We start from the raw sequence: 25,225 nt of genomic DNA, 5'->3' as shown, positions 1-25,225 counted from the left end.
GGCGTCACAGTGAGCCCGCGCGCCGAGGGCGCGAAATCTTTTCGTTCGCCATGTCGGGACACGGCGATGGCCGAACGTCCTCGAAGCAAGAAGGGACCGCACATGCTTTACGCCATCCTTTGCTACAACGATGAAACCGTTGTCGGCACATGGACCGAGGAAGAGGACAAGAAGGTCATGGGGGACCTGCTGGCCGTTCAGAAGCCGCTCATCGACAAGGGTACGCTCGGCCCCGTCGCACGGCTCCTGCCGACGACATCCGCAACCACACTGCGCAAGACGGCCGGCGAGCCGCTGGTCCTCGACGGCCCCTTTGCCGAAACCAAGGAACAGTTCCTGGGCTTTTATGTCGTGGAGGGCGAGAGCCTCGAGGAGGTGGTCGGCTTCGTGCGGGAGCTGGCCGAAGCCAATCCGGGGACCGGCGCCTATGAAATCCGGCCGGTGTCCTTTTACGCGCCAGGAGCCTTAGCCGGATGAACCAGGACGACACAGGCTGGATCGGGATCGCAATCAACGGCGCGCGGGCGAAGGCCGTCGCCGCGCTCTACCGGTATTTCCGCGATCTCGATCTTGCCGAGGAGGCCTTTCAGGAGGCCTCGCTCAGGGCGCTGACGGCGTGGCCCAAGAATGGCCCCCCGCGCGATGCGGCAGCGTGGCTGATTTTCGTGGGGCGCAATACCGGCATCGATGTCTTGCGCAAGCGCGCGCGGCATACTGCCCTGCCCGACGAGGCCGTGCTTTCGGACACTGAAGACGCGGAAAGCGCGATCGCGGACCGGTTGGACGAATCGCACTATCGCGACGATATCCTGCGGCTCCTGTTCGTCTGCTGCCATCCCGAGCTTCCCGCCACGGGCCAGATCGCGCTGGCGCTGCGGGTGGTTTCGGGGCTTTCGGTCAAGCAGATCGCGCGCGCGTTTCTTGTCTCCGAAGCGGCGATGGAGCAGCGCATCACCCGCGCCAAAGGGCGCATCGCCAAGGCTGGCGTCGCCTTCGATACGCCCGATGCCACAGAGCGCGCCGAGCGGCTGGGGGCGGTCGCGGCGATGGTCTATCTCGTTTTCAACGAGGGGTATTCCTCGGCCAGCGAGCGGGGTGAGAACGCCAAGCCGTTCTGCGAGGAAGCCATTCGGCTGGGGCGGCTGTTGCTGGGGCTCTTCCCGGCAGAACCCGAACTCATGGGCCTGCTCGCGCTCATGCTCTTGCAGGGCTCGCGCGAAAGCGCCCGGTTCGATGCGGACGGGCACATCATATTGATGGAGGACCAGGACCGGGACCTCTGGGATCGCACGATGATCACCGAGGGGCTCAGCCTCGTCGAAAAAGCGATGCGTCATGGACGGCCCGGGCCCTTCCAGATCCAGGCCGCCATTGCGGCGCTCCACGCGGAAGCCAAGCGCGCGGCCGATACCGACTGGGTGCAGATCGAACTGCTTTACCGCGCGCTCGAGCGGATGCAGCCCTCGCCGGTGGTCACACTCAACCGGGCGGTCGCGCTTTCGAAAGTCAAAGGTCCGCAGGCTGCGCTCGATCTCATCGATCCGCTCGAAGAGGCGCTTTCGGGCTATTTCTATTTCCACGGCCTGCGTGGCGGGCTGCTGATGGAGCTCAAGCGCGACAAGGAAGCGCGTGAAGCCTTCGACAAGGCGATGGCGCGGGCGACGACGACCGCCGAAGCGACCCACATCCGGCTTCATATCGACAAGCTGGAAGCCCGCGGCCGTTCAGGGCGGTTCGTTTATCCCTAGTGGGCGACCTCTCATTGTGATTCAGGTGCCTGCGCGCCTGAATCCGAAAAACCCCGCAATCTATTGATTTTGCACTGACAAATTGATTCATCGCGGCGCTTGCAGCTTCGCTTGACTCATGAACCCGTCTTCTGTATTAAACCACTAGGTTAGTTATCTCACTGGTATAATAAGAAATGACGCATGATCCCTTGAGCCAGGTGTTTTCGGCGCTCGCCGACCCCACGCGCCGCGCAATTCTCGCCCGGTTGAGCCGGGGCGAGGCGAGCGTGAACGCCCTTGCGGAGCCGTTCGAGATGACGCTTCCGGCGGTCTCAAAACATCTCAAGGTGCTGGAGAAGGCCGGGTTGATTTCACGCAGCCGAACCGCGCAATGGCGGCCTTGCAGGCTCGAGGGCGCGCCGCTGCGCGGCGTAGCCGAATGGCTCGAAGCGTATCGCAAATTCTGGGACGGAAGCTTCGATCGGCTCGATGACTACCTCGACGATATTCAAAAAGGAGATCCCGATGGCCCTCGCAGCTAATGCTGAAACGGACGCCCAAACCCTCACAATCGTGCGCGAGTTCGATGCTCCGCGCGAACTCGTCTTCAGCGCCTGGACCGACCCTGCCCGTGTGGTGCGCTGGTTCGGCCCCCATGAGGCCCCTGCCGTCTCGTTCGATGGGGAGGCCAGAGTTGGCGGGAGCTATCGTGGCTGCCTCAAGAACCGCCAGACGGGGGAGAGCTACTGGCACACGGGCACCTACCGCGAACTCGTCGAGCCGGAGCGTATCGTCATGACGTTCCGCTGGGACGAGGCGGATGCACTCGATACAATCATCACCCTCACGTTCGAGGATACCGGCGGCAAGACGCGCATGACGTTTCACCAGGCGCCGTTCAGCGACGCGGGAAGCCGCGAGAGCCACGCCGAGGGCTGGAGCGAAGCGTTCGAGCGTCTGGAGACTTTCATTGGCGGGGCCGCATAATGACGGTCCATCGCGGAAGCTGCCATTGCGGCGCTGTGACCTTCAGCGCCCGGATCGATCTCACCAGGGAGACGAGCCGGTGCAATTGCTCGAGCTGCCGGAAATCGCGGTTCTGGAAGGCTGTCATTCCGGCAGGCGATTTCACGCTCGAAACGGGCGCGGACATGCTGGCCGACTACACATTTGGGGGCCACATCATTCATCACCGGTTCTGCACCCGGTGCGGGGTCAAGCCGTTCGGCAGCTTTACGATGGCCGAACTCGGCGGCCCCATGATCGCGGTCAATGTCGCCTGTCTTGACGATGTCTCACCCCAAGCGCTCGATGACGTGCCGGTCGTATACGAGGACGGGCAGCACGACACATGGGAACGGGTTCCCGCTTATACCGGCCACCTCTGAGGCCGGTCCCTCTTTCCCAAGCACCTTCAAGAGGAAACGCCGCGCGGCGTTTCCTCATGCACACCCCGCTTCGCGGATGCGCTCGCCATCCCGTCCACCGCTGCCTTTGGCTTGACCGTCGGTCGATGGGATGATAGTTAAGCATATGCTTAACAATTTAGACCTACTCGATCAGACATTTCACGCATTAGCCGACCCGGTGCGGCGCCAAATGCTCGAACGGCTCACGGACGGACCGGCGTCGGTCTCCGAACTGGCCAAGCCGTTGCCCATGTCCCTGCCCGCGGTGATGCAACACCTTGCGGTGCTCGAAGAGTCCGGGCTCGTCACAACAAAGAAGGTGGGCCGCGTCCGCACGTGCCAGATCGAGCCCGACGCGCTCGGGCGGGCCGAGGATTGGATCAACGAGCGCCGCACGCTCTGGAGCCAGCGGCTAGACCGACTGGGCGACTTCCTTGCCGAAAATGAAACCGGAGGACAACAATGACCAGCAATGCCATCGCCCACGCGACCATCACGCTCGACCGTACATACCCGGTTGCGCCGGCACGCCTTTTCCATGCGCTTTCGGACACCGAAGCCCGGATGCGTTGGGGCGCGCCAAACGACGAGGCGCTGGAATTCGAGAATGCCGATTTCCGCGTCGGCGGATTGGAAATCAGCAGATGCGGGCCGCGAGGCAACCTGATGTTCCGCGTCGAGACCCGCTATCTGGCCATCGCCCAGGACCGTCACATCGTCTTCAGCGAGATGGTCTCAGGAACTGAAGGCCAGCTTTCGGCCTCGCTCATCAGTTTCGAGCTCACCGCGCAAGGCGCGGCAACCCGGCTCGATGTGACCGCGCAGGTTGCATCCTTTGCCGGCGAGGACATGGTCCGCGGCAACCGCAACGGTCTTACCGCCGCGCTGCGCAATCTCGAGCGGGAGTTTACCGGGGCTGACGCGGAGGGGGCGACAGCCCAGTGACGCAATCCCGCCGGAGATAACCTACCCGCCGTCTTTCCAGCGCACCCGATAAAGATCGAAGCGCCGGTCGCGCAGGTTGCGCACGGCGCCCTGCGCGCGTGCCCACTGCAAAGTCGAGACGTTGAGATCGGCCACAACGACCATCTCGACGTTCTCGCTCGCTTCGGCTGCGATGCCGTCGCGGGCGAAGGGCATGTCCGAGGGGGTGAGGATGGCCGAGTGGGCGTAGTTGATGTCGAGGTTATCGACATTGGCGAGGTTGCCGGTGATCCCGGAGGTGACGACGTAGCACTGGTTTTCGATGGTGCGCGCCTGACAGCAATAGCGGACGCGCAGGTGCCCCTGACGGGTGTCGGTGCAATAGGGCACGAACATGATCCGCGCGCCCTGGTCGGCAAGGCGCCGGGCGACTTCGGGGAATTCGGCGTCGTAGCAGATCATCACACCGATGGGGCCGCAATCGGTATCGATGACGTCGACCGTATCGCCGCCGACGATGCCCCAGTAATCCCGCTCGTCGGGGGTCGGGTGCATCTTTTCCTGGGCGTGGATGGTGCCGTCGCGCAGAAAGACGTAGCAGACGTTCTGAATGTCGCCATCGTCGGTGATGGTGGGGTGCGAGCCGCCGATGATGTTGATGTTCCAGGCAAGCGCCATCTTCTGCATGCGCTCGACGAATTCGGGGGTGTATTCGGTCAGGCGCTTGACCGCCTCGTGCGGCGGACGCTCGGGCTCGCTCGAGAGGAGCATGAGGGTCAGGAGTTCGGGGAAGGCGATGAAATCCGAGCCGTAATCGGCGGCGACCTCTACGAAATACTGCATGTGCTCGAAGAAGGCCTCGGCGTTCGGGAACCGCCGCGCTTCGAGCTGCACGGTCGTAACGCGCACGGTTTCCTTGGACCGCATATGGGCGGGCCGCTGCTCATCCTCGGGATCGTAGCGCGGGTTGCGCCAGACCATAAGCGCTGCGTGTCCACCCGACGCGGCGTCCTCGGGGTGATAGTTGCGCAGGAGCATTTCGGCCTCAAAGCCGAGCTTCATCTGGAAGCTCGCGACCGGATCGCGTACCTCGCGGTCCCGCACGGCCTCGAAATAGTCCTTGATGCGCGGGTAATCCTTCTTGTTGCGCCGGTAGCCGGGCAGCCGGCCGCCGAAGGCGATACCCTTGAGCCAGAGTTCGTCGCACAGTCGCTGGCGGGCCTCGTAGAGCCGCTTGCCGATCCGTGCGCGGCGGCGGCCGGGATCGACGCAGACCTCGACACCGTAAAGCCATTCGCCCTTGGCGTTGTGAAGGCTCGCGTAACCCGCGCCGGTAATGTTTTCCCAGGTGTGCTGGCGGAAGATCTGGCGCTCGGCGAGCCGGAGCGTGGCGGCATAGCCGACGATCTCACCGTCGTAAATGGCGACGAACTGGCCTTCGGGGAAGGCGTTGATCTGGCCGCGGATGGTGCCGGGGAGATACGGCCCCTCGTCGGGATAGACGCGGGCGGCCAATTTGATGATGTCGGGGATGTCGGAAACAGTCGCGTTGCGGACTTCGAGAAGCGGCTTGGACGCGAGTTTTGCGGGCACGGGGCGCGTTTCCTTCGTTCTTTGTGGCAGGCGGAACGCCGCCGGCCGAGCTTATTGGCCGGAGCGGTACCGGGCAAGGTCGAGCGGGCTTGTAACGCGATGGCGCGCCCTTGTCCAAGCCCCCCGGACTACCCCTCTGCAGGGGAAATGCGGAGGACCTTGCCGTTCGCGGCGTCGGTGAGGAGATAGAGTGCGCCGTCGGGTCCTTCGACGACGTCCCGGATGCGCATGCCGAGCTCGGTGAACATGAACTCCTCCCCGACAACGCCGGTGCCGTCCATGTCAACGCGGATGAGGCTCGTGCCCGCGAGCGCGCCCATGAAGGCATCGCCCTGCCAGGCCGGAAACATGCCGCCATCGTAGAACGTCAGCCCCGAAGGTGCGGGTGACGGCACCCAAAAGGCGACCGGATCGATGAGACCGGGGGGCAGATCCGCCGGCGGATCGATCGGCGCGCCGGAATATTCGGTACCTTCGGTTACCAGCGGCCAGCCGTAATTGCCGCCTTTCTCGATGCGGTTGAGCTCGTCTCCGCCGCGCGGGCCGTGCTCGTTGATCCAGAGGGCGCCGGTTTGGGGATGCAGGGCCGCACCCTGGATGTTGCGGTGACCGTACGACCAGATTTCCGGCAATGCGCCTTGCTGTCCGACGAAGGGATTGTCGTGGGGCACCGCGCCATCGGGGTGGATCCGGATCACCTTGCCCAGATGGGAGTTGAGATCCTGCGCCTGGACGCGGAACCGGTCCGCCGACCGCTCGCCGGTGGTGATGAAGAGATGGCCATTGCCGTCAAAAACCAGCCGTGAGCCGTAGTGCAAGGTCGATTGCACCTTGGGCCGCTGGGAGAAGATCACCTCGAGGCCGCCGAGGGTCGTCGTGTCGTCGCTCAGGGTGCCGCGTGCGACGGCGGTCGAGGTCGTGCCGCCCTGGCCGGGTTCGGCATAGCTGAGATAGACGAACCGGTTGGAGGCGAAATCGGGGTCGAGCGCGACGTCGAGCAGCCCGCCCTGCCCGCGATTGTCGACCTGTGGCACGCCGGTGATGGGCTCGGATATCGTTCCGTCGGCCGCGACATGCCGCAGCCTGCCCGGACGCTCGGTGACGAGCATGCCCCCGTCCGGCAGGAAGGCGAGCCCCCACGGGTGTTCGAGGCCTTCGACGTGGGTTTCAAGGATCACGGCGCCAAGGTCGGTTTCGTAGGTTTGGGCCTGGGCGGGCCCGGCAAGGGCGGTCGCGCAGATCAGGCCGGCCAGTATGGTGCGTATCATGAAAGAACCTCCTCCCGGACAACACATGAACACTGCCACTGTTCCGTCCGGCCGCGCGATATCGCGCAAAGTAAAGACGGCCGAGTCAAACCGATATTATGGCGTAATGGTTTTTCAACATCTGAAACCTAGGGTTTCGACATCTCAACTATATACTTGAGTTTTATGCACAAAACTTCCCTGATCTGCCTTTTTGCCGCCACTGCTCTCGCGGCTGTTCCGGTTTTTGCCCAGACCGTCGTTCCCGGACCTTATCCGGGCGCCGATGTCACCGAAATTACCGAAAGCCGGCTGGGCATGGCGCTCTCCGCGCTTCCGGCCTATGTCGAAGATACGATGGAACGCAGCGGCGTGCCCGGTATTGCCGTCGCGGTGGTCCATGATGGCGAGCTCGTTTTTGCCGAGGGTTTTGGCGTCCGCGAAATCGGAACCAGCGACCCGATTACCCCCGAGACGGTTTTCATGGCCGCTTCGGTCTCCAAGCCGGTGAGCGCCACTGTCGCGGCGGCTGCCGTTTTCAACAACGAGGTGGATTGGGATGATGTTGCCAGCAGCCACCTCCCGACGCTGGCTCTGAGCGACCCTTATGTCCGGGATCATGCCACGATCGGCGATTTCTTTGCGCACCGATCCGGCCTGCCGCACGCCGCGGGCGACGACCTCGAGGATCTGGGCTTCGACCGCGACACCATCATTGCGCGTCTTCTCGAGCACGAACTTGACCGGTTCAGGCTCGACTACGCCTATTCCAATTTCGGCATCACCATCGGCGCCGAAGCCGTCGCCGCGGCGGCGGGGATGGCGTGGGAAGATCTGGCCGATGCCTATATCTTCGAACCCGTGGGGATGCCGCACTCAAGCTACCGGCATGCGGACTATATGGCGGCGGAAAACCGCGCGGTCATTCATGCGATGGATACCGGGGCGCCGCTCGCCCTTTTCGAACGCGACGCCGACCCGCAGGCCCCTGCGGGCGGATTGTCGACTAACGTTCTCGATATGGCGAATTGGCTGAACCTCGTTCTCAGCGGGGGAACCGCCGGGAGCCGCGAGGTCTTTGCGCCGGACGACCTGTTGCCTGCCGTCCAGCCGCAGATCGTCAGCGGGCCCAGTCCGGCCGCGGACGGGCGCAGCGATGCCTATGGATATGGCTTTAATGTCGGTGTGACGCCGACCGGCCGCGTCATGCTCTCGCATTCCGGTGCGTTCGTTCTGGGCGCTGCAACGCGCGTCGTGTTGCTGCCGGGAGACGACCTGGGCATTGTCGTTCTGACGAATGCCGGGCCCGTGGGCGCAGCGGAGGCGATTGGCGCCTATTTCATTGACCTGTATCAGTTCGGGGAGGCTTCGCGGGACTGGTTTGCGGGCTTCAACGGGGTGATGCAGGGCTATATGGCGCCGGTCGGCGACCTTGCCGGTTTACCCACGCCTCCGGACGCCCCGGAGAACCCAGACCCTTCACTCTATGTCGGCACCTATGAGAATGCCTATTTCGGCCCGCTGACGATTGCAGAAGACGCAGAGGGGCTGGTTGCCGAACTTGGGCCCGCGCCGCAGCGGTTCCGGCTCGAACCCTGGGCGCAGGACGTCTTCGCCATCTCGCCACGGACCGAGAACGCACCGAGGGGTTCGCGCTCGTCCGTGACGTTTGCCAAGCGTGAGGATGGCGCGCGCACCGTGCGGATCGACTATCTGGACACCGACGGCCTGGGCACCTGGATGGAAGAGGCGGTTCAGTAGCCCGAGCCGCCGCCGACACCGAACCACTTGTCGTAGTCCGAAACCAGCAGGTGGACGGGATCTTCGTCTTCCTCGATGTCCGAGAACCGGCCGATGGGATCGAGGAAGGTGTTGTCGGTCCTGTCGTCGTTGACGGTCGAGACCTCCCCGATCAAGACGTCTCCGCCCTCACCCCAGAACTTGTGCCAGTTGCCGGGAAGGAGCGTGACGCTCTCGCCGGGCGAAAGCTCGAGGATGCCGCCGGCGGGCAAGGTGCGCTTGATGCCGTCGGTATAGACGACGACGTCGCTTTCCTCGTCGATGCCCTTGTCGGTGCCGTCGTCGTTATAAAGCTGCAGCGCGAGCCTGGCGCCGCCGCGGTTGATGATGTCCTCGGCCTTGATCGTGTGCCGGTGCATGGGAGAGATCTGATCGTGGCGCGAGATCATGATCTTTTCGGCATAGAGCATGCCGCGCCCCCTGGTGAGGTCGGCGGCGTCGCCATTGCGGACAGTGAAGAGGAACAGCCCCAGATTGTCGAAATCGCCCTGGCCGTAGTCGGTCACGTCCCAGCCGAGCCCGGCTTTGAGGATGTTCTGGATGTCGGCCTGACGGTCCTTCATCTCGCCGGGCGAGAAATAGGCGAAGGGGGGCATGATGTAGCCGAACGAGCGGATGAATTCGTCGCCCTGGCGGATGATTTCGTTGACGCGGGAGCGTTTCATGGGCTCCTCCTCTTTTCGGTTAGTAGGTTTGCGCCAGATGGCGGATGGTGAGCGACGCTTCGAGGGTGTCGCGGCCGACGGACGCTCCCTTGCGCGGGGTGAAGCTAAGCTGCGCCGGGCGGCCGGGCAATAGGGTCAGGCAGTTGTCCGAGAAATATCCCGGAGTGTCGACGGAGGCGGTGACGAAGAAGGCCGGGGCGTCGGTTTCGAGCGTCAGGAGGGGTCCGGTTTCACCCTCGCTCCAGCGTGCGGAGACAGTCGCCTGCGGCAGGTCGTAATATTTGTAGGCGCGGGGAAAGAAGTCGTTGCGGCCGATGAGGTTGCCATCGCGGCCGCGCCATTCGAGGAGGAGGAACTGCCCATCCCCGAGGTCCTCAAGCGGAACGCGAGCGAGTTCGGATGCAGATTCAAGGCCGAGGGAAACGTCGAGGCTTTTCAGCGTCTTTTCGCCGTCAGTTACGTCGGCGCGGATGACCTCGAGCGTGATGTCGGCGGGGGCGTGGCCGTCGTTGATGCCCTTGATCACGATCTCGTCGTCCTCGGGCACCGCGACCACGTTGACCGGCATGTAGAAGCGCTTCGCAAGGTAGTGAAGCAGTTTCCACTGCCCGCCATAGTCGAGGCTCGACCAGCTTGCGACCGGCCAGTTGTCGTTGATCTGCCAATAGAGCGTGCCCATGCAACGGGGCTTGGTCGAGCGCCAGAATTCGATGGCGGTCTTGATGGCGAGGCCCTGCTGGACCTGCGAGAGGAACACCATTTCCTCGAACCCCTTGGGGAAGCGGAAATAGCGGCACATGGTTTCGAGAATACGCGCGTTGCCGCCCTCGTTGCGCTGGTGGGTTTCCATCACCGGCGAGGAGGGATTGCGGTCGGCGGGCTCGGTGAAACTCTCGATGACGTTCATCGAGGTGAAGGACTGGAAGCCGAACTCGGAAGCGAAGCGCGGCTGGACGGTGCGATAGTGCTCGAAGGGCTTGGCCGAGTGCCAGACGTCCCAGAAGTGCATGTCGCCGCGGGTGTCGGTGTGCCAGCCGTCCGAAAAGTCGAGATAGCCCAGCGAGGGGGAGGATGGCCAGAACCGGCGCGCAGGGTCCTCGTCCTCGACGATCTCGCCGAGCATGGAATTGAGCCGGTCGTAATTGGCGACGTAGCGCTCGGGGTCGGCCTTGGTTTCGGGGAACCAGCCGAGCGAGCCGATCACCTCGTTGTCGCCGCACCAGAGCGCGATCGACGCGTGGTGGGAGAGGCGGCGGACCTGCTGGGTGATTTCGGTGCGGACATCGGCGAGGAAGGCGCGGTCGGAGGGGTAACTCATGCAGGCGAACATGAAATCGTGCCAGATGAGGAGCCCCATCTCGTCGCAGAGGTCGTAGAAATAATCGGGTTCGTACTGACCGCCGCCCCAGACGCGGAGCATGTTGTAGTTCGCCGCCACGGCGCTCTCGAGGAGATCGCCGACGGTCTCGGGCGTGATACGCGAGGGGATAGCGTCGGCCGGTATCCAGTTGGCGCCCATCATGGTGATGTCGCGGCCGTTGATCCGGCATTTGAAACAGTGGTCGATCTCGTCCTTTTCGACCACCCATTCGAGGTCCCTAAGGCCGATGCGGCGCGTTGTCGTTTCGCCGTCGAGGTCGGTGACGAGGTCGTAGAGCGGCTGGTCCCCCTGCCCCGCCGGCCACCAGAGCTTCGGGTCGGCAATGGTGAGCGTGTGGGTGAAGACGTTCTCGCCGGGGGCGACCGTGACCGGGCCGCCGGCGGTCTGTCCATCGATCGTGTGGGCAAGGTTCACTTCGCCCGCCGCGAAGGCGTGGATGCGCGTCCTGATCGAGAGCGTCACCTTGCCGTCCGCATGGTCCTGATCCACCTGTACGCTCTCGGTGCGGGCGAGCGGGGTGCGACGCAATTCCATGCGCCCATAGACGCCGGTGGGCATGAGGCAGATGCCCCAGTCCCATCCGGCATGGCAGGCGGTCTTGCGCACGAAATTGAGGTGCGCGACCTTCTGGTTCATCGCCGCATAGGGGATCGGGAACGGGTGCGCGTCGGCACGCGCCCTGGCGATTTCGGGGATGGCGGCGAAGTCGATCCGGAGCGTGTTCGCGCCTTCGCGCACCTTGCCGGTGACGTCGATATCGTAGCGGATGAACTGGTTCTGGGTCTGTGCGATCACCTCGCCGTTGAGCGATACGGTCGCGATGCAATCGACCTCCGAGAGGGTGAGCGTGAGGAAGCCTTCGGCAAGGTCCGCGCCGGCCTCGAAGGCGCGTTCCACCGACCACGGCGCTTCATAGACCCACGCGACGGCGTCTTCGTTATTGCCGAAATAGGGATCGGGGATCCTGCCCGCTTCAAGGAGAGCCGTGTGGACGTCGCCCGGCAGCGTGATGGTGAGGTTTTCCTCGAGCGCAGGGGAAGACAGCGTGAATTCGCCGCCTAGGTGCAGCGCCTTGTAATCGATTGCGGCGCGAGCGGCCGTCTGCGAGACATTCGCCATCATATCCTCCCCAAGATGCAGAGCTGGGCCGGATCTCCCGTCCGGCGTGCGCGATGAGGTGCGTTCTACTTTAGTTGCAGGAGGCGATAAAGGCGAAAGTTGCAGTTTGCCAGCCCTTGGCTCATGCTGGGCGGGAGCAAAAGCGGGAGACGCAAATGGCCGAAGCCGAACGCGACAATCCGGGCCTCATCATGCCGCCGCCGCTGTTTCCGTTGATCGCGCTGGCGATTGCCGTCGTGCTCGACTGGCTGGTCGCCGTGCCGATCTTCCCACCGCCCGGCGTGGGGGAGCTGTTCTTCTGGATCGGGATTGTTCTTATCCTCGCAGGGGTCGCGGTCGCGGCGCAGGCGGTCACCAATTTCCGCGCGGCGGGCACCAATGTGGAGCCCTACAAGCCCTCCACCCAACTGGTCACGACCGGGATCTACCGGTACACCCGCAACCCGATCTATCTGGGGTTTCTGGCGGTTTATACGGGGCTATGCCTCGCCTTCGCGCTCGAATGGGGCGTTCTATTGCTGCCGTTCCTCTGGCTCGCGCTCGACCGGCTGGTGGTGGCGCGGGAGGAGGATTATCTCAGCGGCAAGTTCGGCGAGGCATATGCACGGTATCTCACGCACACGCGGCGCTGGTTCTGATCATTCCGCCGCCGCTTCTTCCTCGTCGAGGTCGAGGAAGCCGCCCGACTGGCGCGACCAGAGCCGCGCATAGTGACCGCCGCGGTCGAGCAGTTCGGCGTGCGTTCCCTGTTCCACGATATGCCCGCGTTCGAGGATCACCAGCCGGTCCATCGCCGCGATGGTCGAGAGCCGGTGCGCGATGGCGATGACGGTTTTGCCCTCCATCAAGCCCTCGAGCTGGCTCTGGATCGCCGCTTCAACCTCGCTGTCGAGCGCCGAGGTCGCCTCGTCGAGGACGAGGATGGGGGCATTTTTGAGGAGCACACGCGCAATCGCGATGCGCTGGCGCTGACCGCCCGAGAGCTTGACGCCCCGCTCGCCCACATGGGCGTCGTAGCCCGTGCGTCCGCGATGGTCCTCGAGCTCCATGATGAAGTCATGCGCTTCGGCGCGCTTTGCCGCCGCGATCATTTCGGCTTCGGACGCGCCGGTCTTGCCGAACATGATGTTGGCGCGCACCGAGCGGTGCAATAGCGCGGTATCCTGGCTCACGACGCCGATATTGGCGCGCAGGGATTCCTGGGTGACTTCGGAAATATCCTGCCCGTCGATCAGGATGCGGCCGCTTTCGAGATCGTAGAAGCGCAGGAGCAGATTGACGAGGGTGGATTTACCCGCGCCCGACTGGCCGACGAGGCCGATCTTCTCGCCGGGCGCAATGGATATGTTCAGCCCCTCGATGACGCCCTTGTCGCGCCCGTAGTGGAAGCGGACGTTCTCGAAATCCACCGCGGCGTTTTCGACCTCGAGCGGCTTTGCGTCCCGGGCGTCGACCAGTTCGAGAGGCCTGGCGATGGTTTCCATGGCATTCTGGACGATACCGAAATGCCGCATCATGCCGTTCAACTGCCCCATCATCCGACCCTGCATCATGTTGAGCCGCAGGACCAGCGCGAGCGCGAACGCCACCGCGCCGATCGTGATCGAGTCGGCGGCCCACAGCTGGATGGACAGCACGCCGAAGGCGATGATCATTACCGTGCTCAACAGCCCCATCGCCGTGCGCACGCCAGTGACGAGCCGCCCCAGCCGGGTCGCGGAATCGAGGAAACGCTTGAAGCCGTTGCGGACGTACTGGTCGTTGTCCTCGTCATTGCCGAAAAGGCGAAGGGTCTGGATATTGGCGAAGCTGTCGGTCACGCGCCCGTTGAGCATGGAGGCGTTTTCGGCGTTCTCGGTGGCGCGGGCGCGCATGCGGGGCACGAAATACCGCGCGAGCACCGAAAAGATCGCGATCCAGACGACGATCAGCCCCGCCATGCGCAGGTCGAGCTGGGCAAAAAGGAACAGCGTCGTCCCCGCAAAGATCGTCAGCGCCCAGGCGACCTGGACGACGCTGGCGATGAAATCGTTGAGCGATTGGGAGGCCTGAGTAACCTTGGTGACGAGCCGTCCGGCAAAGTCGTCGTTGAAGAAGCGCATGGACTGGCGCGAGACGTAGACATAGGCCTGCCAGCGCACAAGCGTCGTGAACCCGCGCCCGATCGTCTGTTCTTCGACGAGTGCCTGGATCGTCGGCGCGAGGAAACGCCCCACGACGACGACGACGAGCATGACGAGCAGTTCGGTGCCGTGATCGGTGACGAGCCCCGTCCAGCCGGCGGCGGCGTTGCTCGTTTCGAGCAAATCGATAAGCCGGCCCATATAAAAAAAGAACAGCGCCTCGAACAGCGAGGTGAGCCCGGCGAGCGCGATCACGAGCACATACGGCCCCTTGGCCTGCCGGAGGTAGTGCCAGAGAAACCCCCGCACAGTGTCGGGGGGTTGCATGTCGTCCTGAGGGCGGAACGGATCGACCCAGGTTTCGAAAATGCGCGAAACCCGGCGGACCGGATTGACGAAAATCTTGCTCATGGCGTCACCGTGCGGCGAACTCAAGAATAAGTCAAGATATATCTTGAGTGCGACATGGCGCGGCGATTCCGGCGGCGGACCGCCGCCGGTTACTGCGCTGCCACGCCGCCCTCTTCGGTGGCCTCGACGTCGATGAAGCCGCCCGATTGCCGTGCCCAGAGTCGCGCATAGGTCCCGCCGGACTCGACCAGTTCGGCGTGCGTCCCCTCCTCGACCACCTTGCCCTCATCGAGGATGATGAGCCGGTCCATCGCCGCGATGGTCGAGAGCCGGTGCGCGATGGCGATCACGGTCTTGCCTTCCATGAGCATGTCCAACTGGCTCTGGATGGCGGCCTCGACCTCGCTGTCGAGCGCGGAGGTGGCTTCGTCGAGCACCAGGATGGGCGCGTCTTTCAAAAGCACGCGCGCGATCGCGATGCGCTGGCGCTGGCCGCCCGAGAGCTTGACGCCACGCTCGCCCACATGGGCGTCGTAGCCCTTGCGGCCCTTCGCATCCGCGAGGGTGAGGATGAAGTCGTGCGCCTCGGCCTTTTTCGCCGCGGCAATCATCTCCTCGTCGGAGGCGTCGGGGCGGCCGTACTTGATGTTCTCCCGGACCGAGCGGTGCAAGAGCGAGGTATCCTGGGTCACGACGCCGATATTGGCCCGCAGCGAATCCTGGGTGACGGTCGCGATATCCCTGCCGTCGATGAGGATTTCGCCCGCCTGACGGTCGTAGAACCGGAGCAGGAGGTTGACGATGGTCGACTTGCCCGCGCCCGAACGGCCCACGAGCCCGATCTTTTCGCCGGGGCGGATGTCGAGGTTCAGCCCCTCGATGACGCGGCTCTGCTCATGGCCCTTCCGGTCATAGGTGAAGGCGACGTCGCGGAACTGGATGTGGCCCGTAACCTGGCCCAGGGGCTTGGCCTCAGGAGCATCGCCCACGACGCGCGGGAGCGAAATCGAATTGATGCCGTCCCGGACGGTGCCGATGTTTTCGAACAGCGCCGACATTTCCCACATGATCCAGTGGCTCATGCCCTGAAAGCGCATCACGAGGCCCGTCGCCACCGCGATGGCGCCCGCGGTCATCGAGCCGCCCAACCACAGCCAGATGCCGACCGCGCTGACGGAGAACAGCAGCAGCGCGTTGAGCGTCGTGATCGAACTGTCGAGGATCGTCACCATGCGCATCTGGCGGTGCACGGTGACGAGGAATTCGTCCATGCCTTCGCGCGCATAGGCTTCCTCGCGGGTGGAGTGCGAGAAGAGCTTGACGGTGGCGATATTGGTGTAGCTGTCGACGATGCGGCCGGTCATCATCGAACGGGCGTCCGCCTGGAGTTGGGATACCTTGCCGAGCCTGGGAATGAAATAGCTGAGCACGGCGCCATAGGCAGCGAGCCAAACGAGGAAGGGCACCATCAGCCGCCAGTCGGTCAGCGCGACGAGAACGACGGCGCCGATAAAGTAGATGACGACGTAGTTCACCACGTCAAGCAGCTTCATCACCGTCTCGCGCACGGCGAGCGAGGTCTGCATCACCTTGGTGGCGATGCGACCGGCGAACTCGTCCTGGAAATAGCTCATCGACTGGCGGATGAGGTAGCGGTGCGCCATCCAGCGGACGCGCTGGGGAAAGTTGCCCAGAAGCGTCTGATGGATGGTGAGCGCGCTAAAAAGCGCCAGCACCGGAATGACGACGACGACAAACACCGCCATCACGATGAGGAACGGGCCTTCGTCGGCGAGGAAGGTTTCCCGGTTCGCCGAGGCCAGCCAGTCAACGATATCGCCCAGAAACGCAAAGAGCATGACTTCGGCCAGCGCGATGCTCGCCGAGAGCACGGCCATCGTCGCAAGCGGAAGCCGCGCGCCCCGCATATAATGCAGACAGAACGCCAGAAGGCCGCGCGGCGGCTGGGCGGGCTGCTCGGGCGGATACGGCTCAAGCCGGCTTTCAAACCAACGAAACATAATTGTCACCACATACGATAGCCGGAGCGCCCCATCGCGCGCCTTCCCACAAGAACGCCACGAAGCGTGGTCGAAATCCGACCTTTTTCCAAGTATATACTTGATAAATTGTTGTCCCGCAATCCATCAAGCCGCAGTCAGGCCGCCGCGTCACCGGACAGCCCGGCAGAATACAGCAAAGCGCGGTCGGTTGTCTGCACCCGGCGCCATCAATTGCCAGCCGATAGCGCCCGACTGCGAATCGCTCCCCGCCTAAACCAGAGCGAACGAACGTAACGCAGGCATGACCGGCATGGGTGCAGAATAATTTTTCGCAACCTTTAAGTGACTCTGCGGACTCGCAAATTTCCCGCCGCACGCGTGGCGGCGACTTTTGCCTCTGGACAAGAGTCATCGTGTTGATTCAATGTCTTACCACACGAAAACTTTCGGGGCAGCCGCATCGGGCGCGGGTGTTGTGGGCTATGAATTCGGCGGACATATCCGGCGTTGACGACGGGGGAGTCTCTTGCTCCCATGCGCACGCGCTCGATCGCTCTTCCGCCTTTTCACCCCTTCTAAAAACCACAGCAAGAACCGCACTTTTCGCCCTGGCACTGGTCGCCGCGACGGTGTTCACGGCATACGAGGTCTACCGCGCGGTCGCGGCGTTCCATGAACGGCTGGGCCTTGCAGCCGCGCTCACGGCGGCGGAAGCCGGGATCTCGGCGGCGACCGGGCGTGGCTTCGATGTCATCGTGACGGACCCCGACGATATTGTCCTCTCAAGCACGCTCGATGCCGTGGTACCCGGCGCCATCCTCTCCGCCGACACGGTGACGCCGGCTTTGGCCCGCGCCGAGGCCGAGACCGAGACCGGGCGCGTCGTCGTCACCGCCCCTTATACGACGCTCCTTGGCGCCCTTGCGCCGAAGCTCGGCTTCGCGGGGGCGCTGGCGCTTCTTTCCGTTCTTTTGGCGTCGCGCGGGCAGACCGACGCGCGGCCACGGGCACACAGCGCGTTCGAACCCGTGGTCGATGCGGTGCCGCACGGTCTTGCCCGGTGGACAGCGGACGGCCAACTCGTTTGTGCCAATGCCGCCTTCGCGCACCTTCTGCGGATCGAGGCGGAAGCGCTCGTTCCCGGCGCCGATTACGCGCTCGTTTCGCGCGCGATGACCGGCAAGATCTCGGCGCGGCCGGTGGTGGAGACCGAGCACAGGCGTCTGGTCGAGCTGGCGCGCAGCGACGGCAGCGTCATCACGCTCGACGAACGGCCCTGCACAGGCGGCGGCTTCGTCACGGTGGTCTCGGACATCACCGAACGCAAGGCCGCGGACCGCATGCTCAGCGCCGTCCGGAACGAGCAGCGACTGCTTGCGCGGCAGTATCACGAAGAAAAGATCCGCGCCGAGGCCGCGAGCCGGGCCAAGAGCGCTTTCCTTGCGCATCTGAGCCACGATATCCGCACGCCGCTCAACCACATCATCGGGTTCGCCGATCTGATGCGCCTCGAGGCGTTCGGTCCGCTGGGGGACGACAACTACCGCACCTATCTGGGGGATATCAAAACGTCGGGCGAAAAGCTGCTCGAACGGTTTGCCGCGATCCTCGAATTCGCCGAGCTGGAAAGCGGTTGCAAGGCGCTCGAATGCGAGCCCCTGCCCCTTTCGGCGTTCTTCAGCGACACACGGGCGCGCTATGCCAAGCAGGCGGCGCGGGCGGGAATACGGTTTCAGGTCGCGTCGCGCGTGGAGGGCGAAATCCGCGGTGACCGGCATTACCTCGACCTTATGGTCGGCCATCTCATCGACAATGCCATCCGGCATACCCCGCGCGGCGGTGAAATCCGCATGGCGGCATGGACCGCCGATGACGGGGTGGTCATCGAGCTGACCGATACCGGCACGGGGATGCCGCCCGAGACGTTGTCGCAGCTTTCCCAGCCGTTCGTTCTGGCGGACGCTTCGGCGACAAAGTCCCATGAAGGGGTCGGGCTCGGCATCGCAATGGCGCGGACCATTGCGGAATTGAGCGGGGGCCGGCTGGCGATCGACTCGATGGAGGGCGTCGGCACGACCGTGGCGATCTGCCTGCCGCTTCACATCGCGTCGGACAGCCTGACATCGCGGGCGGCGGCCTAGGCCTCCAGCATCCTGGTGTAAAACGCTTCTGCAGCGTCGGCGACGTCCTTGCGCATGGCCGCGATGTCGGCTTCAAGCAGCGCGAAGGACGGGTAGTTGGTACGCCGGGCCAGAAGTTCGCGGAACGCACCGGTCCAGCCTTCGTCCTTGAGCGGGTCGAGCAGACAGGCGCTCATCAACTCCAGAACCGACGAATAGACGCCGTGGATCTCGGCGAGCCGTTCGCCCTGGGACAGGATGCCGGTTTCGGCGAGCCGCATCAAAACACGGGCGGGCGGCGCCTGGGGGACGTCGAGGTCTTTGCCGACGATCAGTTGCGCGGTCTGGGCGATGAACTCGAGATCGACAAGGCCGCCCTCGTGGAGCTTGAGATCGAAGGGATGGCGCGCCGGGCGTTCGCGGGCCATCAGCGCCCGCATGTCGCGCACGTCGGTTACCGTCTTTTTGGGGTCGCGGTCCTGAGCCATGATCGCGGCGATTTCATCGTCGACCGCTTCGGCCAGTCCCGGATCGGCAATCGCCATGCGCGCGCGTGTGAGCGCGAGGTGTTCCCAGGTCCAGGCTTCCTCGCGCTGGTAGCTCCGGAAGCGCCGCAAGCTGGTCGCCAGCGGTCCGGCATTGCCTGAGGGCCGCAGCCGCATGTCGGCTTCGTAGAGCACGCCTTCCGCGGTCGGCGCGGTGATCGCTGTGAGAAGCCGCTGGGTCAGCCGCGTGAAATAGGAGGGGGGATCGAGCGGCTTTTCGCCGTCGGAGCCCTTCGTCCCCTCGGGCACGTCGTAGAGCATGATGAAGTCGAGATCCGAGGTCGCCGTCATTTCCCGGCTGGCCACTTTGCCAAATGCCAGAAGCCCGACCCGGGCGCCTTCGATCGTGCCGTGGCGCTCGGCGAAGTTCCGGCGCACCGCATCAAAGAGCCGCGCCATCAGCGTTTCGGCGAGGGCGGTAAACTGCCGGCCGGCCTGCTCGGCGCTCAACGCGCCACCGACGAGGCCGGCGGAAATCAGGAATTTCTGCTCCTGACCGATGATGCGGGCCCTGTCGATCAGGTCCTCGTACGACCGGGCGTCGGCAAGAAAGGCGTCGACGCTTGCAACGAGCGCTTCGGACTCCGCGATATCGCCCGCAAAAGACGGATCGATAAGCCCGTCCATGACGTGCGCGCGATGGATCACCGCTTCGGCAAGCCGGGGTGCGGAGGCCATGAAATCGATGAGGAGCTGGGCGAGGACTTCGTGGTTGTGCAGGAGCGCGAACATCTGGACGCCGGCGGGCAGGCGCCTGAGAAAATCGTCGAACCGGACAAACGCCGCGTCCGCGTTGCCGGTGGCGGCGATGGTCTTGAGCAGGGTCGGCAGGAATTCGGTCAGGTGCTCGCGCGCCTTGGCTGCGCGCGTGGCGGCATATCCGCCATAGTGCCATTTGCGGATGGTGGCGGACACGGATGCCGGGTCGGAAAAGCCCAGCCCCGAGAGCGTTTCAAGCGTGCCGGGGTCGTCGTCCGAGCCGGTAAAGACGAGATTGCCCATCTCGCCGGCCAGCGACGCGCCCTCGGTGAAGAGCTCCGAATAATAGTTGACCACGCGTCCGAGCGCGTGGCGGTAGGCGTCCTCGAACGCCTCGCGGGTGTCGTATCCCATCAGCAAGGCAATCTCGGCGACGCCATCCTCGGTCTCCGGCATCGTGTGGGTCTGCTCGTCGCGCAGCATCTGCAGCCGGTTTTCGACCGCGCGCAGGAACCAGTAGGTCTCTTCGAGATCCTTTTCCGTTTCGCCATTGATCCAGCCGCCCCGCGCCAGTGCGGCGAGCGCCTGGGCCGTTGGCCTGACGCGCAGATCCGGGTCGCGGCCGCCCGCGATCAGTTGCTGGGTCTGGACGAAGAACTCGATCTCCCGGATACCGCCACGTCCGAGCTTGACGTTGTGGCCCAATACCCGCTCGCCGCCGACCTTGCGGTGGATATTGATCTGGCGCTTCATGGCCTGGATGTCGGCGATGGTGGCGAAGTCGAGATGCTTGCGCCAGATGAAGGGCGCGAGGTCCTTGAGAAACCGTTCGCCGACCTTCTTGTCTCCGGCACAAGGCCGCGCCTTGATCCAGGCGGCGCGCTCCCAGTTCTGACCGCGCGATTCGTAATAGCTCATCGCGGCATCGACCGAGATGGCGACGGGCGTCGATCCCGGGTCGGGACGCAGGCGCACGTCGGTGCGGAAGACGTAGCCGTCGGCGGTCCGATCCTGCATCATCGCGACGAGGTGCCGGACCATGCGGACATAGATCTTGTTGTGGTCCGCATCGGGTGCCAGAGCGGAGCTTTGCGGATCGTAGAAGACGACGATGTCGATATCGGAGGAGTAGTTGAGTTCCTGCCCGCCGTGTTTGCCGAGCGCGAAAATGGCAAGGCCGGAATTGGCGGCCGTGGCCTTGTCTTCGGGGAGCGCCAGTTCGCCTCGCCCGGCCGCTTCGCGCATCATCAGATCGAGACAGGCTTCGAGCGCCGTATCCGCAATATCCGACATCGCCCGTGTCGTTTCCCGCGCTGTCCAGACACCGCCGAGTTCGGCAACCGCAGCGAGCAGGGCGCCGCGGGCCTTGCCGATCCGCAGGGCTTTCCCCAGATCCGCCTCGGTCTCCGCCTCGCGGCCGGCGCGGGCCATTTCGGCAAGTATGCTTTCGAAAGCCGGTTCGGGCGCTGTACTCAGAATATCAGCCAGCCAGCCGGCGTGCCGGACGGCAAGCTCGTTGAGGTAGGGCGCCGTCGCCAGGATGGGCGCGAGCGTCTCGCCCGCGCGTTCGAGGTTTTCGCGTGGGGACGACTCGGCGGCCTCAAGAAGCGCCGCAAGTGCCTCGGCGTCGCCTTGTGCCGATGCAAGCGGCTTGAGCCCTTCGACAAGCGCCGTCATGGCCGTCCTCCCGCGAGAAGATCAGGCGTTTGGAAAGACGATGACCGCCTTGGCGCCGGGCGCGTTGTCCTCGAAATGCACCGTGCCCTTGTGGAGCCGGACGACGGCGGAGACCAGCGCCAGGCCGAGCCCGGCACCCGGTTCGGTGCGGCTGGCCTCCAGTCGCGCGAACCGCTCGAACACGCGCTTGCGGTCTGGCTCGGGAATTCCCGGCCCGGTGTCGGCAACTTCAATCGTGATACTCCCACGCTCGCGACGCGCGGCTATCGTGATCCGCCCGCCCTCGTCTTGACCTTCCACGCTGTATTTTATTGCGTTTTCGACAAGATTTACAAGGGCTTGCCCGATGAGTTCACGGTTCGCAGTCATCGTCAGGCCGGGCTCGATGTCCGCATCGAGCGTCAGCCCGGCATCCTCGGCGACCGGCCCGTAGAGTTCGGCGACGTCGGAGACGACCTCGGAGAGGTCGGTCTCGCTCAGCGCCCCGGACGGGGTTCCGGCTTCGGCACGCGCGATCAGCAACAGCGCGTTGAAGGTGCGGATCAGCTGGTCGGATTCGGCGATCGTCGTTTCGAGCGCGGCGCGTTGCGTTTCGGGACCGGTGCCCTCGCGCAACGCTGCCTCGGCGCGATTGCGCAGGCGGGTGAGCGGGGTCTTGAGGTCGTGCGCGACGTTATCGGTCACTTCCTTCATACCGGCCATCAACTGCTCGATCCGGTCGAGCATGGCGTTGAGGCTGGTGGCGACGGCGTCGAATTCGTCGTTTCGCCCGGTGACCGGCACGCGCTCGGAGAGGTTGCCCGACATGATCTTGGTCGAGGTGCCGGTAATCCCGTCGATGCGGCGCAGCACGTAGCGCGAGGTGATCCCGCCAGCGAGCACCGACAGCACGACGATGGCGAGCGCGCCCCAGAAATAGGTGGAGAAGATGATGGCGGTAAAATCGCGCCGCTCGCCGATATCCCGTCCGATCACCAGCCGCAGCCCGTCAGCGAGTGCGATGGACTCCACGATCGCACGGCCCTTGGTGGGATCGCGGTCGCCTGGAGCGCCGTAGATCTCAAGCCCGCGCTCGTAAGTCAGCTCGTAACGCCCCTGCTCGGCCAACACGGCGGCCGGGAAATCGGTCACGTTGCCGGCGAGCATCGTGCCGGTGGCATCGCCGAGATAATAGATGCCCGGGCCGGGCCGGTCGGCAAGGCGTTGGACGGCGAAGATCATCGTGTTGATATTGGAGCGCGATGCGAGCAGCCGGAGCTGGCCGACTTCCCTGTCGATGGCATAGCTCTGCTGACGCTGGATCTGCACCGAGGTCTGATAGGCCAGAAACGACAACAGGATCAGCGCGAAGCCGACGAAAATGGCGATAAACATCGCCGTGAGGCGTACCGTCGTCGTCCGCCACAGCTTGCCAAGCGAGAAGGCGCGCTTGTCAGTCACGGATCATATACCCCGCGCCGCGCACGGTCTGGAGCAACTGGCGCTCATGGCCCTTGTCGACCTTTGCGCGCAGCCGCGACATGTGCACGTCGATCACGTTGGTCTGGGGGTCGAAATGATAGTCCCAGACGTTTTCGAGGAGCATGGTCCGGGTCACCACGCGTCCGGCGTTCTTCATCAGGTATTCGAGCAGGCGGAATTCGCGCGGCTGGAGCAATACGTGTTCGCCGGCACGCTCGACGCGGCGCGAGAGGCGGTCGAGGGTCAGATCCGCCACCTGATAGTGGGTTTCCGCCTCCGCCGGCGCGGAGCGCCGCGCCAGCACTTCGATGCGCGCCAGCAGCTCAGAGAAGGCATAGGGCTTGACCAGATAGTCGTCGCCGCCGGCGCGCAGTCCCTTGACCCTGTCGTCGACTTCGCCGAGCGCGGAGAGGATCAGCGCGGGCGTCTTGTCGTCTTCGGCACGCAGCGATTCGATGATCGAGAGCCCGTCGCGGCGGGGCAACATGCGGTCGACGATCAGGACGTCGTAGTCCATGCCCGAGGCCATCGCGTATCCGGTTTCGCCGTCCGCGGCGTGGTGGGTGATGTGCCCGCATTCGTCCAGTGCCTGAACCAGGTAGGACGCCGCTTCCCTGTCGTCTTCAATCAGCAGAATTTTCATCGTTCTTGCCCCCAAAACCCAATGCCCTTTGCACCAAGGGCGGCGCCGGACAGGCCGGCGCCGCCCCCGAACTACGCTAGCGCACGCTTACTCGCTCGCGAACGGAACGCCGAGGAAGCGGACGACGCCGTCGCGCTCAACCTTGAGCGGGACCGCCTGGCGGCCACTGTCGCGAACCGCCGCGAGCACGTCCTCGAACTGGCTCATCGAGGTCAGCACCTGGCCATCGGCTTCGAGCACGACGTCGCCGGGCGCAAGGCCGCGGGTCGCTGCCGGGCTGTCGGGCTCAACGCCCGCGACGACGAGGCCTTCGCCGCCTGCATGGGGCTCAAGCATGACGCCGATGCTGGTGCTGGTGGGCTCGGCTTCTTCCTGCTGGCTGCGATCCGACGGCGCCGGTGCCGCATCCAGATCATCCGGAAGACGGTCGAGCGTTACGTTGATCGCGGTGTCCTGGCCGTCCCGAACGATGCCGAGTTCGACCGACGTACCCGGTGCGATCTGCGAGATGACGCGGGAGAGTTCGCGGCCGTCCTCGATGTCCTGGCCGTCGACCGAGACGATCACGTCGCCGGATTCGACGCCCGCCGCACCGGCCGGAGCGTCCGCGATGGTTTCGGTCACCAGCGCGCCGTCGGTGCTGTCGAGCCCCAGGCCCGCCGCCAGATCCTCGGAGATGTCCTGAAGCGAGACGCCGAGGAAGCCGCGCGTCACCGTGCCATCGTCACGGAGCTGGCTGATAACGTTCTGAGCCACATGCGCGGGGATTGCGAAGGCGATGCCGACATTGCCGCCGGAGGGCGAGAAGATCGCGGTGTTGACGCCGACCACCTCGCCGCTGAGGTTGAACGACGGCCCGCCGGAATTGCCGCGGTTGATCGGCGCATCGATCTGAATGAAGTCGTCATAGGCCGAGGCGTTGATGTCGCGGCCGCGCGCGGAAATGATCCCGGCGGTCACCGTGCCGCCGAGCCCGAAGGGATTGCCCACGGCGACGACCCAGTCGCCGACGCGGCCCTCGTCATCGGCAAATTCGACGTAAGGCAGATCGTTGACGCTGTCGTCCTGCACCTTGAGCAGGGCAAGGTCGGTGCGCGGGTCGGTACCGACGACTTCGGCTGCGAGCTCGGTATCGTCCTGGAGCACCACGAGCACTTCGGACGCGTCGGCGACCACGTGGTTGTTGGTCACGATGTAGCCGTCCTGGGAGATGATGAAGCCCGATCCCACGGCCTGCATGAAGCGGCGCGGAGCCTGCCCGTTCGGCGCACCCGGCGGGGTGAACTGATCATCGAACTGATCGAAGAAGCGGCGCAGGGGGTGATCTTCGGGCAGATCGGGGAAATCGAATTCAAAGCCCGGACCGCGGCGCATGATGTCCTGGGTCGGCACTTCGGCGCGCACCTGGATCGCAACGACGGCGGGGCTCACGGCCTCGACGAGATCGGCAAAGCCGAGATTGGGCGCGCCGGTCTGCACTTCGATCTGCGCCGTGGCCGGCTGGCTGGGAAGCAGGTAGGTCGCGGCCGTGCCGCCGGCGATGACGAGCGCCAGCGTGGACGCCGCGATCAGCTTGCGGCTGGGCGTTAAAAGCAATGAACGCATGGTTGGTCTTGTCCCTTCTCTCTAGGCGGAGATTAACCCGGCAGTCCCGGGCTTTGGATGGAGATATAGTGTCCAACGCCTTTCCGCGCAGTGTCGTTCAGATTAAATCTCCGTAATGGACGCGGCCAAA

Annotated in this window: 20 protein-coding genes; 10 read left to right on the top strand and 10 right to left on the bottom strand. The window is 64.4% G+C overall.

Features of this window, described 5'->3' with window-relative positions; genetic code table 11:
* Positions 1-102 precede the first annotated feature (102 nt).
* The 7 genes from LSG43_RS06460 to LSG43_RS06430 all read left to right on the top strand — a co-directional run bounded on the left by LSG43_RS06460 (position 103) and on the right by LSG43_RS06430 (position 4,084).
* Positions 103-477, top strand: coding sequence for a YciI family protein (locus LSG43_RS06460; RefSeq protein WP_231802823.1), 375 nt, complete (start codon positions 103-105; stop codon positions 475-477).
* A complete protein-coding gene (locus LSG43_RS06455; protein ID WP_231802193.1) occupies positions 474-1,748 on the top strand; it encodes an RNA polymerase sigma factor in 1,275 nt (424 codons plus the stop codon). Before LSG43_RS06460 ends, LSG43_RS06455 begins: the two co-directional genes overlap by 4 nt.
* A gap of 176 nt (positions 1,749-1,924) precedes the next feature.
* Positions 1,925-2,272, top strand: coding sequence for an ArsR/SmtB family transcription factor (locus LSG43_RS06450; RefSeq protein WP_231802191.1), 348 nt, complete (start codon positions 1,925-1,927; stop codon positions 2,270-2,272).
* A complete protein-coding gene (locus LSG43_RS06445; protein ID WP_231802189.1) occupies positions 2,256-2,717 on the top strand; it encodes an SRPBCC family protein in 462 nt (153 codons plus the stop codon). Before LSG43_RS06450 ends, LSG43_RS06445 begins: the two co-directional genes overlap by 17 nt.
* Positions 2,717-3,118, top strand: coding sequence for a GFA family protein (locus LSG43_RS06440; protein ID WP_255714020.1), 402 nt, complete (start codon positions 2,717-2,719; stop codon positions 3,116-3,118). The genes LSG43_RS06445 and LSG43_RS06440 overlap by 1 nt, the downstream gene beginning before the upstream one ends.
* Positions 3,119-3,263: 145 nt before the next feature.
* Complete coding sequence (locus LSG43_RS06435) at positions 3,264-3,605, top strand: ArsR/SmtB family transcription factor (RefSeq protein WP_231802187.1); 342 nt, start codon at positions 3,264-3,266, stop codon at positions 3,603-3,605.
* The gene (locus LSG43_RS06430) at positions 3,602-4,084 is read left to right on the top strand and encodes an SRPBCC domain-containing protein (protein ID WP_231802185.1); all 483 of its coding nucleotides are present in this window, start codon (positions 3,602-3,604) and stop codon (positions 4,082-4,084) included. Before LSG43_RS06435 ends, LSG43_RS06430 begins: the two co-directional genes overlap by 4 nt.
* Positions 4,085-4,105: 21 nt before the next feature.
* On the opposite strand, the gene LSG43_RS06425 is transcribed toward LSG43_RS06430, so the two are convergent.
* Positions 4,106-5,656 (bottom strand): GNAT family N-acetyltransferase, encoded by a 1,551-nt coding sequence (locus LSG43_RS06425; RefSeq protein ID WP_231802183.1) that lies wholly within the window; start codon positions 5,654-5,656, stop codon positions 4,106-4,108.
* Between the two features lie 128 nt (positions 5,657-5,784).
* A complete protein-coding gene (locus LSG43_RS06420) occupies positions 5,785-6,924 on the bottom strand; it encodes a PQQ-dependent sugar dehydrogenase (protein WP_231802181.1) in 1,140 nt (379 codons plus the stop codon).
* Positions 6,925-7,089: 165 nt separating this feature from the next.
* On the opposite strand from LSG43_RS06420, the gene LSG43_RS06415 reads away from it, so the two are divergent.
* The gene (locus tag LSG43_RS06415; protein WP_231802179.1) at positions 7,090-8,664 is read left to right on the top strand and encodes a serine hydrolase; all 1,575 of its coding nucleotides are present in this window, start codon (positions 7,090-7,092) and stop codon (positions 8,662-8,664) included.
* Here LSG43_RS06415 and LSG43_RS06410 read toward each other — a convergent pair.
* On the bottom strand, positions 8,658-9,368 hold the full coding sequence (locus LSG43_RS06410) for a D-lyxose/D-mannose family sugar isomerase (RefSeq protein ID WP_231802177.1): 711 nt from the start codon (positions 9,366-9,368) through the stop codon (positions 8,658-8,660). The two genes, LSG43_RS06415 and LSG43_RS06410, sit on opposite strands and share 7 nt — an antisense overlap.
* A 19-nt stretch (positions 9,369-9,387) precedes the next feature.
* Entirely contained in the window at positions 9,388-11,868 is a 2,481-nt protein-coding gene (locus LSG43_RS06405; RefSeq protein ID WP_231802175.1) for a beta-mannosidase, read from the bottom strand.
* Between the two features lie 155 nt (positions 11,869-12,023).
* Between LSG43_RS06405 and LSG43_RS06400 the strand changes: the two genes are divergently transcribed.
* A complete protein-coding gene (locus LSG43_RS06400; RefSeq protein WP_231802173.1) occupies positions 12,024-12,506 on the top strand; it encodes a methyltransferase family protein in 483 nt (160 codons plus the stop codon).
* Here LSG43_RS06400 and LSG43_RS06395 read toward each other — a convergent pair whose 3' ends face one another.
* Together LSG43_RS06395 and LSG43_RS06390 are read right to left on the bottom strand one after the other, a co-directional pair.
* A complete protein-coding gene (locus LSG43_RS06395) occupies positions 12,507-14,402 on the bottom strand; it encodes an ABC transporter ATP-binding protein (protein WP_231802171.1) in 1,896 nt (631 codons plus the stop codon).
* Between the two features lie 89 nt (positions 14,403-14,491).
* The gene (locus LSG43_RS06390; protein WP_231802169.1) at positions 14,492-16,363 is read right to left on the bottom strand and encodes an ABC transporter ATP-binding protein; all 1,872 of its coding nucleotides are present in this window, start codon (positions 16,361-16,363) and stop codon (positions 14,492-14,494) included.
* A gap of 611 nt (positions 16,364-16,974) precedes the next feature.
* Between LSG43_RS06390 and LSG43_RS06385 the strand changes: the two genes are divergently transcribed.
* Positions 16,975-18,486 carry a sensor histidine kinase gene (locus LSG43_RS06385; RefSeq protein ID WP_231802167.1) on the top strand — a complete coding sequence of 504 codons (1,512 nt, stop codon included), beginning with the start codon at positions 16,975-16,977 and terminating at the stop codon, positions 18,484-18,486.
* Here the strand turns inward: LSG43_RS06385 and LSG43_RS06380 are convergent.
* The 4 genes from LSG43_RS06380 to LSG43_RS06365 all read right to left on the bottom strand — a co-directional run bounded on the left by LSG43_RS06380 (position 18,483) and on the right by LSG43_RS06365 (position 25,095).
* Positions 18,483-21,386, bottom strand: coding sequence for a bifunctional [glutamine synthetase] adenylyltransferase/[glutamine synthetase]-adenylyl-L-tyrosine phosphorylase (locus tag LSG43_RS06380; RefSeq protein WP_231802165.1), 2,904 nt, complete (start codon positions 21,384-21,386; stop codon positions 18,483-18,485). The two genes, LSG43_RS06385 and LSG43_RS06380, sit on opposite strands and share 4 nt — an antisense overlap.
* Positions 21,387-21,407: 21 nt before the next feature.
* Positions 21,408-22,826 carry a sensor histidine kinase gene (locus LSG43_RS06375; RefSeq protein WP_231802163.1) on the bottom strand — a complete coding sequence of 473 codons (1,419 nt, stop codon included), beginning with the start codon at positions 22,824-22,826 and terminating at the stop codon, positions 21,408-21,410.
* Positions 22,819-23,490 (bottom strand): response regulator transcription factor, encoded by a 672-nt coding sequence (locus tag LSG43_RS06370; RefSeq protein WP_231802161.1) that lies wholly within the window; start codon positions 23,488-23,490, stop codon positions 22,819-22,821. Before LSG43_RS06370 ends, LSG43_RS06375 begins: the two co-directional genes overlap by 8 nt.
* Before the next feature lie 87 nt (positions 23,491-23,577).
* Positions 23,578-25,095 (bottom strand): Do family serine endopeptidase, encoded by a 1,518-nt coding sequence (locus LSG43_RS06365; protein WP_231802159.1) that lies wholly within the window; start codon positions 25,093-25,095, stop codon positions 23,578-23,580.
* Positions 25,096-25,225 lie beyond the last annotated feature (130 nt).

This window comes from Pelagibacterium xiamenense, assembly GCF_021166475.1.
GTDB lineage: Bacteria > Pseudomonadota > Alphaproteobacteria > Rhizobiales > Devosiaceae > Pelagibacterium > Pelagibacterium xiamenense.
The sequence above is the reverse complement of the archived record's forward strand: the minus strand, read 5'-3'. Positions and strand labels throughout refer to the sequence as shown.

Bases quoted from the DNA above. Each gene is read 5' to 3' on its own strand.
- LSG43_RS06370 (WP_231802161.1), bottom strand. From the start codon at position 23,490: ATGAAAATTCTGCTGATTGAAGACGACAGGGAAGCGGCGTCCTACCTG.
- LSG43_RS06415 (WP_231802179.1), top strand. From the start codon at position 7,090: ATGCACAAAACTTCCCTGATCTGCCTTTTTGCCGCCACTGCTCTCGCG.
- LSG43_RS06390 (WP_231802169.1), bottom strand. From the start codon at position 16,363: ATGTTTCGTTGGTTTGAAAGCCGGCTTGAGCCGTATCCGCCCGAGCAG.
- LSG43_RS06430 (WP_231802185.1), top strand. From the start codon at position 3,602: ATGACCAGCAATGCCATCGCCCACGCGACCATCACGCTCGACCGTACA.
- LSG43_RS06405 (WP_231802175.1), bottom strand. From the start codon at position 11,868: ATGGCGAATGTCTCGCAGACGGCCGCTCGCGCCGCAATCGATTACAAG.
- LSG43_RS06435 (WP_231802187.1), top strand. From the start codon at position 3,264: ATGCTTAACAATTTAGACCTACTCGATCAGACATTTCACGCATTAGCC.
- LSG43_RS06455 (WP_231802193.1), top strand. From the start codon at position 474: ATGAACCAGGACGACACAGGCTGGATCGGGATCGCAATCAACGGCGCG.
- LSG43_RS06400 (WP_231802173.1), top strand. From the start codon at position 12,024: ATGGCCGAAGCCGAACGCGACAATCCGGGCCTCATCATGCCGCCGCCG.
- LSG43_RS06365 (WP_231802159.1), bottom strand. From the start codon at position 25,095: ATGCGTTCATTGCTTTTAACGCCCAGCCGCAAGCTGATCGCGGCGTCC.
- LSG43_RS06460 (WP_231802823.1), top strand. From the start codon at position 103: ATGCTTTACGCCATCCTTTGCTACAACGATGAAACCGTTGTCGGCACA.
- LSG43_RS06380 (WP_231802165.1), bottom strand. From the start codon at position 21,386: ATGACGGCGCTTGTCGAAGGGCTCAAGCCGCTTGCATCGGCACAAGGC.
- LSG43_RS06395 (WP_231802171.1), bottom strand. From the start codon at position 14,402: ATGAGCAAGATTTTCGTCAATCCGGTCCGCCGGGTTTCGCGCATTTTC.
- LSG43_RS06410 (WP_231802177.1), bottom strand. From the start codon at position 9,368: ATGAAACGCTCCCGCGTCAACGAAATCATCCGCCAGGGCGACGAATTC.
- LSG43_RS06420 (WP_231802181.1), bottom strand. From the start codon at position 6,924: ATGATACGCACCATACTGGCCGGCCTGATCTGCGCGACCGCCCTTGCC.
- LSG43_RS06445 (WP_231802189.1), top strand. From the start codon at position 2,256: ATGGCCCTCGCAGCTAATGCTGAAACGGACGCCCAAACCCTCACAATC.
- LSG43_RS06450 (WP_231802191.1), top strand. From the start codon at position 1,925: ATGACGCATGATCCCTTGAGCCAGGTGTTTTCGGCGCTCGCCGACCCC.
- LSG43_RS06440 (WP_255714020.1), top strand. From the start codon at position 2,717: ATGACGGTCCATCGCGGAAGCTGCCATTGCGGCGCTGTGACCTTCAGC.